The organism is Synechococcus sp. R5-12 (assembly GCF_047502655.1).
Lineage (GTDB): Bacteria > Cyanobacteriota > Cyanobacteriia > Thermostichales > Thermostichaceae > Thermostichus.
Genome location: NZ_JANSIM010000072.1, coordinates 1 through 12022, shown reverse-complemented (window position 1 = coordinate 12022; position 12022 = coordinate 1). Strand labels below are relative to the sequence as shown.

Here is a 12022-nt window from a genome sequence, read left to right as displayed (position 1 = left end):
CTAGGGATTGGGATAAAGCCCGCACCCTGCGCATAGCGCGGGTGCCGGGTAGTTTACTCGGCGTGGCAGCTCATCGACTTTCCAGGATCGGGCTATGCTGGACTGAGGACTACACCCATCTCCCTGTTGCTATGCGAGACCTTCTGCGCGACATCCTTCGAGACTGCTCTGGCTTTGTGGAACTGCGCTACCACAGCAAGGTGTTCCGCAGCGTCACTGCCGAGAAGGGCCGCCTTGAGCGCACTACGGTTCGTCGCCGTTCCGGAGTGGGGGTGCGGGTGTTGGAGGCCGGCACTTGGGGCTTTGCTGCCACCGGGGATCCCTCGCCGGCTGCCATTCGGGAGGCCATCGCTGAAGCTCGCCGTGCCGCCCAAGCCAGCGCCGACTACCGCAAACAAAAGCTGGGATCCCTGCCCAGTGTGCGGCTGGCCCAAGGGGAGTTCTGCGAGCCCGGTGTGGAGGAGGTGTTGAACAAACCGCTGGAGGCGAAGATCCAGTTGGCTTTGGAAACCGAGGCGCAGGCCCGGCAGGCCTCTCGCCAAATTAGCTCCGCCAGTTGCACCTACAACGAGATCTACGAGGAAAAAGCCATCGTCACCACCGATGGGGCGGATGTGGCCTTTCGTCTGGTGCGCCCCGAGCTGCGAGTTCAGGCGGTGGCCGAAGCTGCCGGCCAGCTCAGCAGTGGCTCCGAGGCCATTGGGGTAACAGGGGGATGGGATTGCCTGTTCCGCTCGCATCCCTTGCAGATGGCGGAAAAGGCGGCTGCTACCGCGGTTGATTTATTGTCCGCAGGCTACGCAGAAGGGGGATGGGCCACGGTTATTCTGTCGCCTTCCATCGTGGGGCTGTTGGTGCACGAGGCCATTGGCCACACGGTCGAGGCGGATTTTGTCCTGGCGGGTTCTGTGGCTGCCGGCAAGCTGGGGCAGCGGGTGGCCAGCGACTGGGTTACCCTCAAAGACTCCGGCCATTCAGAGTTTATGCCGGGGGCAGGGGGAACCCTTCCTGTGGACGACGAGGGCGTTCCTACCCAAAGCACCACCATCATCCAAAACGGCATTCTGGTCAGCTATCTCCACAACCGCGAAACTGCTGCCCACTTTGGCGTAGAGCCCACCGGCAATGCCCGCGCCTGGGAATATGCCGATGAGCCTTTGATCCGCATGCGCAACACCTTCATTGAACCCGGATCCCAAACGCTAGAGGAAATCATCGCCAGCACTCCCGATGGCTACTTCCTGGATGGGGCCAGGAGCGGGCAGGCGGACTCCACGGGCGAGTTTATGTTTGGGGTAGAGCGGGCCTACCGCATTCGCGATGGCAAGCTGGCGGAGTTGCTGCGCGGTGTCACCATCACCGGCAATGCTTTTGAGGTGCTGCAATCGGTGGATGCCGTCTCGCGGGACTTCCTGTGGGACTTGGGATCCGGCCATTGCGGCAAGGGTCAACCGGCCAAGGTGGATGCGGGCGGCCCCTACATTCGCTGTCGGGCCATTGTGGGCGGACAGCAACCTGTGTAGTTATTCCATTGGCGCTCCACAGCTAGCCCAGAGGTGAAGCCTACAGCTCGCTCTGTAAAGGGGACTGGCAGGCCAGCTCCAGGACTACCGAAAGCTGCTGGCCAGGAGCTACACAGAAACTCTGTCCTGCCGGCACGACTGACCGTGGGGGAGTTCACAGAACAGCCAATCCGTCCGCAAAAATTAGGGATCCCCTCACCTGCGGGGATCCCAGATGGGGTACTGGATCAAACCTTAGCGAGGGAAAACCACCTGGGCTCGCAACTCGCCCGGCGGGTTGGCCTGCGTGTGAATGTTGATGTAGTAAGCTCCGGCCAAAAAGCTGGAGACTTGCTCAGGGGTGAGGTTGGCTTCCAGTCGGAAATTCCCCGACTGATTGCCTGGATTCGGCAACATGTTCAAGACAAAGACCACCGGCCCTGTGGCCTGGGCGAAAGATTGTCCTGGCTGCGGCTGAGCAATGTGAATGTGCCCAGGGCCAAAGTTAGCAATGGGTAGAAGTGGGGTTGTGAGATTTGTAAAGCTTCCTTAACCGCTGAGAAACAAGACAGCAACAAGACAGCAACCAGGCAAAAGCCGCAAAAAACCTCGAAAATTGAACGAGGCCGAAGGGCAAAACCGATCAACAACATGGAAAAAGCTCCTCGGTCAGAGAACAGGCCAAATAAGTTACGTATCAGGCCCAGCTTCGGATTCATCTCCGGGTTTAAAAGATGGCAAAATCCCCGCTACCAAGAGACAAAAGCCCCTACCCTGTGGGGGTTGGGGGATGGTGTAGACTGGAGAACGTGCGCGGAGCAGAAATCTCTGACCGTACCTATAAAGTTGCGGAGAGGGGGAGAGGGTTCACCCAGGCACTTTCCCCAACCTCCGTTCAGGATGGATCCGTTTATCCTCTGGCCGAGGCGGCCAAGGCGGAGTTCATAATCGGCCAGAACCAGTGGGGCCGCATCAGGATGACGGTGTCGATGACGTGGATGATGCCGTTATCGGCTTCGATGTCGGCTTGGATAACGGTGGCGTTGTTCACCTCGAACACATCCCCTTCAATGGTGAGATCGATGGGGGATCCCTCTACCGAGCCCACACTTTGGTACTTGGCCAAATCCGCCTTTTTCAGGCGACCGGGCACCACATGGTAACACAAGATGCGGGTCAGTTGGGGGATGTTTTGCACCAGAGTGGTGATGGTGCCAGGGGGCAGCTTGGCAAAAGCCGCATCGGTGGGGGCAAAAACGGTAAAGGGGCCAGGGCTTTTGAGAGTGTCTACCAGGTTTGCCGCTTTAACGGCAGTTACCAAGGTGGAAAAACCCTCAGCAGAGACGGCAATATCGACAATATCGGGCATGGCCGGGATCCTTTTGCTGTGAAGTTGTTGCTAACTGGATTGCTGCTCGAAAGGCTTTGGGATCATTAAAGTTGCCACGGGCTAGCGATAATTCTGATCCTGAATGTAGGCGAGGCGAGCTGCTTCCCGGATCCCATATTCCGGTCGGGTGAAGCGATTGAGTTGTCCCTCAAAATAACGGCGGTTCATCATCAAGTGCCGTGGATTTGGATCATCAAGGGGATACAAGAAAGCGGCCCTTCCCGCCTGAATCACGGCTGAGGTGACGTTGTACATGGAGCGCTGGAAGCTAACCCCCAATTGAATCAGCATGTCCTCTTCGCCGCGGCAATGCTTGCGATAATACTCCACCAAATACTGGGGCAAAAAGTGGTACATATCCTGGTGCAAGAGCGTGGGCGGGATCCCGGCGGTGCCCACCGGAAACTTATCGGCGTAGAGGATCCCGTAGTGGAAGTCCAACTGGTTGGTGGGAACTTCGTTGGCCTGGGCGTTGTAGGACTTGGTGCCGCGGAAAGGAGAAGTGCGATAAAACACGGCCTCTACATAGGGGAAGGCAGCCTCATATAGCCAGGTGAATCCTTTGGATTTGGGCACAATATCGTACCATTCTCCCCGAATACGCACGCGGTGGTAGATGGGTCGTCCGGCAATGGCGAAGATCCCGTTGACCAGAAAGTTCATCGCCTCCGGCACGCTGGTAATTTTGCCTTCATCGTAGAGATCGCTCATCTCAAAAAAGACCGGAGCCATCACCTCCCAAAACAGGCCCAACACCGAGTACATGGTGGCCTGGCGGCACAGCTCCAAAAACATATCGGGGAAGAGCTTGTATAGCCCCATCAACAAGGGGTTGCCCTGGCAATAGGCGCGGATGGCGCGGTCGGCATTTTGCTTGTATTCTTCGGAATCCATGTAGGGATCCAGCAAGCCCCCCATATCCCGGTGCCAGAGCATGGCCCGCATACATTCTTCGGCAAATTCCATGTTGATGCGGTCATGCCAGAGGTGATGCAAAATTCTGGGCAGCTTGTGCTTCAGCTCCCCTTTTTCCATGAACTCCAGCAGCTCGGGGTGGGCCGTAGCCTGGCCTCGCCAAATGCGCAAATCCGCGTTATCCCCCGCGTAGTGGTTGGCCAGCTTCAGATACTCTTCAGGAATGATGAACTTGAAAAAAGGCAAGGGATCCACAAACACCTGCTCGGCAATGTAGAGCAGATCCCGCCAGTAGAAATCCATCGGCACGGCATAGGCTTTGTAGAGGCCGATAATTTGCATCAGGTTTTCCGGCGTATCTGGCAGCATGGATCCCCCAGCCTCCAAGCGGTGGACTACATCCGCAAAAGGGTGGGTAGAAGGGGGAAGCTTGCGGGTTGTAAGGGTTGTCGTCATGGAAGAAGTCTCCAACTCTTCAAAAGTTCTGGCTCCTTGAGGTCATTCCCTGGGATCTCAATTCCTGGAAGTTTCCCGATTGCCTGGATCGGCTCCAGAGAGGGTGATGGGGGCAAGGTCACCGGCTGATGCCAAGATAAGCGTTTGCGCTTGAGCCACCTGGGTGGATAGGGTAAAGGCCAACGGTTGCGGCCATTTCACCAGGTTCATGGGCTGGATCCCAAACCAAACGATCAAGGCCGTCAAAATCAGCCCCGGGATCCGCTCCCAGCCGTGCACGCGTGGGTAGTAGGCGGTACGGTTGTCCAATTTGCCAAAGCAGGTGCGGTTTAGCAAAATCACGAAGTACACCGCCGTCAAACCGGTGCCACAGATGCTGATCAAAGTCGGCAGAGGAAAATCTTGGTAGCTGCCCTGGAAGATCAAGAACTCCGCCACAAAGCCCACCAGGCCAGGGATCCCGGCGCTGGCCATCCCCCCCAAGATGAGCAGAGCACTCACCGTGGGCAAGCCCCGCAAGGGGTTGAGCAGGCCGTTGAGCACATCCAGATCGCGGGTTCCCACTTTGCGCTCCACCAAGCCCACCAAATCGAACAGCAGCGCCAAGATGAGACCATGGGAGACCATCTGCACCATCGCCCCGGTCAGGCTAATCGGGGTGGCTGCCGCCATGCCCAGCAGGATGTAGCCCATATGGCCGATGGAGCTGTAGGCCACCATGCGCTTGATGTCTTTTTGGGCGATGGCCGCCAAAGCCCCCGACAGCACGGCAATGGCTCCCCACCAGGCCAGGATCCCGCCCAGGTCGGCCCAAGCTTGGGGAAACAACTGCAGCCCAAAGCGAAACAGACCGTACGTGCCTAACTTGGAGAGGATCCCTCCCAGGAGGATGGCCACTGGCGGCGACGACTCCCCGTATGCATCAGGCAACCAGGTGTGGAAGGGGATCAGCGGCATCTTAATGCCGAAAGCCACGATCAAGGCCAACAGCGTCAAGGTCTGGGCAACAGGGCTGAGAGAGGTGATGCGGATCTCCAGCAGCTCAAAGCTATGGGGATCCCCCAGCCAGTAGATGGCCAAAAAGGCCCCCAACAGAAAGATGGCGGAAACGGCGGTGTAAATCAAAAACTTGATGGCAGCATAATCCCGCTTGGGGCTGCCCCAAATGGAGATGAGCAGGTAGATCGGGATCAGCACCAGTTCGTAAAACAAGAAGAACAAAAGCAGGTTCTGGGCAACAAAAGCCCCGTTGACCGACCCGCTCATGAGCAAAATGCAGCCGTATAAGAGGTTGGGCCGCTTCACCTCTGGCTCAGCCGTCAGCACCGCAATCAGCGTGAGCAACCCATTCAAAGCCACCATCAGCAGGGAAAACCCGTCCAGGCCCAGGGAGTAGCTCAGCCCAATTGCCGGGATCCAATCCCACCGCTGCACCCACTGCAGCCCTTCCGCTTGCAGGTCAAAGTTGGCAAACAGCAGCAGCGAGATCCCCAGCAGGATCCCGGCCAAGGCCACCGCCAGCTTTCGCCCCCCCAAGCCTAAGAACAGGAGCAGGGATCCCAGGATCGGCAACACAATCAAGGCACTCAGCATGGTCTCTTTCCTCTTTATTCAAGGACTCCGTCCCGCTATCGCCCAAGCCTAGAGAATCAGCCAGCCCAGCAGGGCCACCCCCACGACAATCGTCAGCACATAGGCTTGCAACTGGCCAGAGGTGGTGTATTTCAAAACCTGTCCACCCGCCAATACCGCCAAGCTGGTCAAATTTACCAAGCCGTCTACCACATAGCGGTCGAACAAGGCTGTAACCTCAGAGATGATGCGTACCGCAAACACCACACTGGCCCGGTAGAGCTTGGGGGTGTAGAAGTCGTTGGCCAACAAATCCTGCCAGTCGGCCAAGAAGGCCCAGTCCACCGGTCGTCGCTGCGGACGCAGGTATAGCCAGGCTCCCAAGGCAATCCCCGTCAGGCTGGATCCCGTCATCATCCCGGTAGGGATCCCTTCCAGAGCGGGAATCAGACCCAGCGTCGCCAGGATCATGGGCATGTGCAGCGCCACCCCCATCGTGACCGTCATGGGCAGCATCATCGGCCAATGCACCTCCGGCGAACGCTCGCTCATCTGCTGCGGCTTGCCCCCCCAGATCAGGCCAAACACCCGTGTCAGCCCTAGGGCCGTTACAGCATTGGTGACCAGCACGACTGCTGCCCACAACCCCTGCCCCGATTGCACCAACTGCTGCCACAGATCCGTCAGCACCCAAAAGGAACCGAAAGGCGGCAAAGCGATGATTCCGGCCATTCCGGTCAAGAAGCACAGCCCTGAGATAGGACGCCGCGACCATAGCCCGCCCAGGTAGCGCAAATCCTGGGTAATGCTGTTCCAGATCACCGTGCCCGGAGCCATCACCAACAGAGCCATGGCCGGAGCATAGGTCAGCAGCAACCCATAGGCTTGCTGGGGATGACCAGTGCCCACCGCCACAAAAATCAAGCCCATGTAGGCACTCACCAGATAAGACAAAGCTCGCTTGGCGTCGATCTGGGCCAAAGCCACCAGGGATCCCCCCACCGCCGTCAAGCTGCCGATAGTCAGCATCACCTTCAGCACCGTTGGGGAAAGCTCATAGAGGGGTTGCAGGCGAATCAACACCCAGGCCCCCGTGCCCACCACCACTGCGTTCCGCAAAATCGAGGCCGGGATCGGCCCTTCCATCGCCTCATCTAGCCACAGGTGCAATGGGAACTGGGCACACTTGCCCACCGGGCCAGCCAGCAACCCCAGCCCCACCAGCGCAATCAAGGTCGGATCCACAGTGGCAGACCCCGCCTGCACCGCCTCAGCCCAAGCCGCCAAATCCTCAAACTCCCAGGAGCCGGTCAGGGGATAGATGGCGATTACCCCCATCAAGAGCAACAGGTCGCCGATGCGCTTGGTTAAAAAAGCATCCCGTGCTCCCGTCACCACCAGCGATTGGTTGAACCAAAAGCCCACCAACAGGTAAGTGCCCAGGGTCAAAATCTCCAGGATCACGTAGCTGAAAAAGAGGGAGTCGCACAAAGCCAAGGCACACATCCCCCCCTCAAACAGGCCCAGCAGGGAGAAAAACCGCGCCCAGCCCCAGTCCATTTCCATGTAGCCAAAGCCGTAGATCTGGGCCACCAGGTTCAGCCCCGTCACCACAGCGCAGGCCCCCAGAGTTACCGATGACACCTGCAGCGGCAGCTCTAACATCAGATCCCCCACCTGTAGCCAGGGCAACCGAATGACCTGCGCCGGCTGATCCCAAATTGCCACCAGCGCCCCCACGCTGTGCAGGAAGGCCATCAACGTCAAGAGCGCATTCAGATAACCTGCCGGACGTGGTCCCGTGCGCCGGGTGATTCCTGGGGACCAGATCAGCGCTCCCGCCCACGCCACCAAGGCGTAGAGGGGAATCAGCCATGCAGTTGTGACCAGCCCGTTCAAGCTCATAATCCTCCTTCGGCCAGGGATCTTGGCCAAACTGGAACACTTGCTGAGATCCTGTAAAAAATCTTAAAAGGCATCTTAGCGGCGAACCGAGATAGATAAAAATTGAACTTTCCGATAAAAACTATAGGCAAAAATCTATAGTTCAAGCAGGGGGAGCAGAATAACCTCTGTCGTTGTCACCCCCTCACTCTCTAAAGCGTAGATGGAAATGAACCCCTTGGGAACCTAAGGATTTGCGATTGTTTGGACACAGGGAATGATCAAGAAAACTGGGTTTAGCGCTCCGCACCGCCAAAGCGAAGGCCTACGGCCCGCTGTCGCGACAGAGCGGCTTTGTGTTATGGTACGGGTTGATCTCCGCCAACTTGAATATGGCGCAGTGTCAATAAAAAGTGTCTGGGAGTTCATCCCAGTAGTTGGGGCTATGGCATCTGCTAACGCAAACACGACCCCGTCCACCCCTTCTCCCAAGGTTGCTGCTCAAGCTGCTGTGAAATTGCCGAGAAGACTGAGAACAACGACTTAGAAGGGCGTCTTGACTTTGGGTTGCTTGACCTTTAGCTCGCGAAGCCGTTTCAACATCTTCTGGAAATACTCCGCCAGGTAATCCTCAAGCGAGGTCAGAGAGGCCAGTTCAATCCCCAGGGTTTCGCATACAGGCGTCATATCGGCGTGCATGGGTTCTTTGGCCGCGATCACCTCCACAAACGCCAGCCGGTCGGCAATGTTCCAGCTCCACTGAAAGAACTGCGCCACCTTGCGCGCCCCTCGCAGTAATCCCAGCGGCATGGTGCTGACCTTGGCCTTTTTGCCGGAGAGCTGCTCGCACAAGGCGATGACTTCTCGGGCCGTCCAAGCCTTAGGCCCCACCAAGGGAAAGATTTGCTGCTTGGCAGCTTCTACAGTGAGAGCTCGCACCGCAAACCGGGCTGCATCTAGAGTGTCTAGGTAGGCCGTTGGCATGCCCTCGCCGGTTACCCAGACGATTTGTTCTTCCAAGATGGGGATGGCGTACTGGCCAATCAACCCCTGCATAAAGCCCGCTGGCCGGAAAATGGTGTAGGGCATCTGGGATCCGATCAAATACTTCTCGATGTGATGCTTGAAATTCATCAGGGGCACGTTGGGGTACTCGTGGTGGGCACCCATAATGGAGAAAAAGATAAAATGCTTCACCTGGGCAGCTCGGGCTGCATTGATCAGGGCAACTTTGCCATCCCAGTCCACCTGACGGGCGCTGAGGGTATCGGTCACCCGCACCGTGGCACAGTCGATCACCGCCTCGATGCCTTCCATGGCGGAGTTGAGGGTGCTGGGCTGAAGCAGATTTCCCACTTTCAGTTGAGCGCCCCATTCACTCAAGAAAGCAGCCTTTGCCGGATTTCGCACCAGACAGGTGACTTGATGTCCTTCTTCGATGGCTCGGCGCACCACCTGACGGCCCAGCGTTCCCGTCGCCCCCACAACCAGCACGTTCATAAAATTATCATTTCTTAACCTTAGGCTTAGTCTATCAGACCAGCGCAACTCCCGACACAACCTTAGAGGCAGCAACAAACCAATGGGGATCCTCTGCCAAGCCGGCTTTGAGGGATCCCCAAAGTTGGGTACTGAAGCGTCTAGCTGGCCAGCTCGTTCATGCGTTGCGCCAGGGTAAAGTCCAGTTCCGTAATGCCCCCGGCATCGTGGGTGGTGAGATCCACCCGCACGCGGTTGTAGACATTGCTCCATTCGGGGTGGTGCCCCATGCTTTCGGCCACCAAGGCCACACTGCTCATCCAGCCAAAGGCTTCGACAAAGGAGCGAAACTGAAATTGACGATGCAGCTTCCCATCCTGCAAAGACCAGCCCGGCAGATTTTCCAGCTTGGCTTGGACCTCAGCTTCACTGAGTTTGACAGGTCTGGACATGGGCTTTCCCTCCAGTCTTTGCCACCGCTTTCATCAAAAGAGCAACTGAGAGCGGATCCCAGCTTATTTACAAAACTTCATAACCTTTTGGTTCTGCCACGCCAGCGGCGCCGAGGGGTTTGTACAGCCAGTAGCCTTGCACGGAGAAATGGGCCCGCTTGTAGAAATTGAGGGCAGCCTGGTTATGGCGATAAACCTGCAGGGTGATGGCCGCCAGCTGCTGCTGGGATCCCCAGCGTTCCACCTGTTGCATCAAAGCTCTGCCCAGGCCCTGCCGGCGATGGGCGGGATCCACCCAGAGCAAAAAGACGTAGGCCACCCGCCGATGGGTGGCTTGATCGGTGGAGATGCTGGCCCAAACACAGCCCACCGGCTCCCCTGTTTCTTCCTTGAGGATCCACCAGCAGGGGGTACGGGGGGGGTCGAAGAGGCGATCCAGCGTCTCTTCCAGGTGATCCCAGTTGCTTTGCTCTGGAAAAGATTCCTGCAACGTGGCCTGCAATCCTCGCCTCACCCAGGGCCGATCCCAGGCTGAACCGATGCGCCAACGATAACCCACAGGCAAAGGGATCCCTTGTTCAGCCATCCTCAGGCATTTGCAGAAAGGGCCACAGGCGTCGCTTCTTCTAGAGGGGCAGGCTGGGCCATATCCTCCGGCAGAAACGAGCGAATGCTCACCACCACCAGGGTAAACAGAAACACCAGCAGGATGAGAGCGGGAAAGATATATTGCCGCAGGATGCTCATGCTTCTACATAATCATTTCAAGTTTCTACAGCATAGCGTGCAGGGAGGGATCCCTGGGCACCCTTTCGGATCATCCTCATCTCAATCCCTATCAACTGACCCTGGGGGATCCCATGCGTTAATAAGGTGAGAAAGTGTAGCCTATGATTCCAAAGTCAGGTCAGCTGTGCATTAAGGTCGAGCGTAGTTGTGGGTCATCACTCAACTGCCCAACCTGATCCCACTGCTGCGCGACGCGAGCGGAGAATCCATGAGCACTCCCAATCGCCCCTTGAAGACCCTTGGGATCCCTCCCAATGCCTGGGCTGTGAATGCCGAAATGGCCGACCTCACCCGTCCGCCCTTGGATCCCCGGCCCATCCTGCTACCCACCTCCAGCAAAACCCTGCGCTTGGATCTGGCCAAGGCGGCGTTGTTGGTGATCGACATGCAAAACGACTTTTGTCATCCCGACGGTTGGCTGGCCAGCATTGGCGTCGATGTTACACCTGCACGGGCTCCCATCGGCCCTCTAAAAGCCCTGCTGCCCCGCCTGCGACAAGCTCAAGTGCCGATTGTGTGGGTGAACTGGGGCAATCGCCCTGACTTGCTCAACATCAGCGCCGGCTTGCGACATGTGTACAACCCCACCGGAGAGGGAGTAGGGCTGGGGGATCCCTTGCCTAAGAACGGGTCTTTGGTCCTCACGCGGGGCAGTTGGGGCGCTGCTGTGGTGGAGGAACTGGAGGTCAAGCCCGAGGATATCTGGGTGGATAAGTTCCGCATGAGCGGCTTTTGGGATACCCCTCTCGATAGCATTCTCAGAAACCTGGGGCGCACCACCCTCTTTTTTGCCGGCGTGAACATCGACCAGTGCGTCATGACCACCCTGCAAGACGCCAATTTCCTCGGCTACGACTGCATTTTGCTGGAAGACTGCGCCGCCACCACCTCTCCTGAATACTGTTTGCTAGCTACCCTCTACAACGTCAAGCAGTGCTTTGGCTTTGTCGCCTCCTCCTCAGATTTGCTCGCGGCTCTCCCCTGTTAGCACTTGCCCACTATTCACCCCTCATCTCTTGAGCGGAGGATCCGGATGCAAACGCTTTCCCGCTGCGTGATTCCAATTGTTAAAACCCCTGCCGATTATCAGGCTTTTCGCATCAGCCCCCACGATACCAATCGCCTGGCCATCGTGTTCGATCCTTCTCATGCTCAGATTTCTCTAACCTTTTGTGTGGAGATCTTCGATGAGGGAGGCAAAACCCCTCCCAACCGCCATCAAATGGCTGTAGAGATGTTCTTTATCCTCAAGGGTGAGGGCATGGCCATTTGCGATGGAAAAGCTGCTCCCATCAAAACCGGAGACAGCATTTTGGTTCCGCCAACAGGCGTGCATGAAATCCGCAACACCGGCCCAGGCCGCCTCTACGCCCTCTGCTTCATGGTGCCCAACGAAGATTTTGCCGAGCTCATCCGCTCCGGCACTCCTGCGGACTTGGATGAGGAGGATTTGCAGGTGCTGTCGGGGGGCTGGAGAAGGGCATTTGCTGAGGCTTAGGCCTCAATGCCTCTGGGAGCTGTAGAGGTTGGAAGTCAGGGGTACTGATACATTCACGCTGAACTCTCCTGAACATGGTTCAGGA

At 57.4% G+C, this 12022-nt stretch carries 12 protein-coding genes; 3 read left to right on the top strand and 9 right to left on the bottom strand.

Annotated features, from left to right (window positions below; translation table 11 throughout):
- Window positions 1–1523: TldD/PmbA family protein (locus NW843_RS04520; RefSeq protein WP_414522231.1), on the top strand; the 1523-nt coding region annotated here is incomplete at its 5' end.
- Between the two features lie 234 nt (window positions 1524–1757).
- Here the strand turns inward: NW843_RS04520 and NW843_RS04515 are convergent.
- The 9 genes from NW843_RS04515 to NW843_RS04475 all read right to left on the bottom strand — a co-directional run bounded on the left by NW843_RS04515 (window position 1758) and on the right by NW843_RS04475 (window position 10397).
- Window positions 1758–2015: a CHRD domain-containing protein gene (locus NW843_RS04515; protein WP_414374720.1), complete on the bottom strand. Its 258-nt coding sequence runs from the start codon at window positions 2013–2015 to the stop codon at window positions 1758–1760.
- Window positions 2016–2412: 397 nt separating this feature from the next.
- Window positions 2413–2871: a fasciclin domain-containing protein gene (locus NW843_RS04510; RefSeq protein WP_414408665.1), complete on the bottom strand. Its 459-nt coding sequence runs from the start codon at window positions 2869–2871 to the stop codon at window positions 2413–2415.
- An 81-nt stretch (window positions 2872–2952) separates the two neighbouring features.
- Window positions 2953–4263 carry a CO2 hydration protein gene (locus NW843_RS04505; RefSeq protein WP_414522230.1) on the bottom strand — a complete coding sequence of 437 codons (1311 nt, stop codon included), beginning with the start codon at window positions 4261–4263 and terminating at the stop codon, window positions 2953–2955.
- Between the two features lie 57 nt (window positions 4264–4320).
- On the bottom strand, window positions 4321–5856 hold the full coding sequence (locus NW843_RS04500) for an NADH-quinone oxidoreductase subunit M (RefSeq protein WP_414522229.1): 1536 nt from the start codon (window positions 5854–5856) through the stop codon (window positions 4321–4323).
- Between the two features lie 48 nt (window positions 5857–5904).
- Window positions 5905–7740: an NAD(P)H-quinone oxidoreductase subunit F gene (locus tag NW843_RS04495; RefSeq protein ID WP_414522228.1), complete on the bottom strand. Its 1836-nt coding sequence runs from the start codon at window positions 7738–7740 to the stop codon at window positions 5905–5907.
- Between the two features lie 522 nt (window positions 7741–8262).
- Window positions 8263–9219 carry an NAD(P)H-binding protein gene (locus tag NW843_RS04490; protein ID WP_414389175.1) on the bottom strand — a complete coding sequence of 319 codons (957 nt, stop codon included), beginning with the start codon at window positions 9217–9219 and terminating at the stop codon, window positions 8263–8265.
- A gap of 140 nt (window positions 9220–9359) precedes the next feature.
- Complete coding sequence (locus NW843_RS04485; protein WP_414522227.1) at window positions 9360–9650, bottom strand: 4a-hydroxytetrahydrobiopterin dehydratase; 291 nt, start codon at window positions 9648–9650, stop codon at window positions 9360–9362.
- 67 nt (window positions 9651–9717) lie between these two features.
- Window positions 9718–10236, bottom strand: a complete 519-nt coding sequence (locus NW843_RS04480; RefSeq protein WP_414522226.1) for a GNAT family N-acetyltransferase — start codon at window positions 10234–10236, stop codon at window positions 9718–9720.
- Window positions 10237–10238: 2 nt separating this feature from the next.
- On the bottom strand, window positions 10239–10397 hold the full coding sequence (locus tag NW843_RS04475; RefSeq protein ID WP_011434410.1) for a hypothetical protein: 159 nt from the start codon (window positions 10395–10397) through the stop codon (window positions 10239–10241).
- Between the two features lie 250 nt (window positions 10398–10647).
- Between NW843_RS04475 and NW843_RS04470 the strand changes: the two genes are divergently transcribed.
- Together NW843_RS04470 and NW843_RS04465 are read left to right on the top strand one after the other, a co-directional pair.
- A complete protein-coding gene (locus NW843_RS04470; RefSeq protein ID WP_041437718.1) occupies window positions 10648–11427 on the top strand; it encodes a cysteine hydrolase family protein in 780 nt (259 codons plus the stop codon).
- A 45-nt stretch (window positions 11428–11472) separates the two neighbouring features.
- Window positions 11473–11937: a cupin domain-containing protein gene (locus tag NW843_RS04465; protein WP_414389181.1), complete on the top strand. Its 465-nt coding sequence runs from the start codon at window positions 11473–11475 to the stop codon at window positions 11935–11937.
- Window positions 11938–12022: the final 85 nt, after the last annotated feature.